Source organism: Paraburkholderia sp. SIMBA_053 (genome assembly GCF_046534895.1).
Lineage (GTDB): Bacteria > Pseudomonadota > Gammaproteobacteria > Burkholderiales > Burkholderiaceae > Paraburkholderia > Paraburkholderia caledonica.
The window spans coordinates 1-263 of sequence record NZ_JAWRXU010000916.1 but is presented as its reverse complement, the minus strand read 5'-3'; the positions used below and the strand labels follow the sequence as shown (position 1 = coordinate 263).

The 263-nt window shown below is 61.2% G+C and carries 1 protein-coding gene; it reads left to right on the top strand.

The features are described 5' to 3' along the window. Window positions 1-263 (top strand): SDR family NAD(P)-dependent oxidoreductase (locus SB753_RS38285; RefSeq protein ID WP_410805323.1); only part of this gene is annotated, 263 nt, incomplete at both ends.

Here is a 263-nt window from a genome sequence, read left to right as displayed (position 1 = left end):
CGACATTCGCAATGCGGAAGCAGTCGATCAGGTGGTCGGCGAAATCTGGAAGGACGGCCCACTCACCGGTCTGGTCAACAACGCCGCCGGCAACTTCGTCAGCCGCACGGAAGATCTGTCCTCGCGCGGGTTCGATGCCATCGCGAACATTGTGCTGCACGGCACGTTCTACGTGACGCAGGCGGTCGGAAAACGTTGGATAGAAGGCCAACTGCCCGGAAGCGTGGTGTCCATACTCGTGACCTGGGTGATGAACGGCGGCC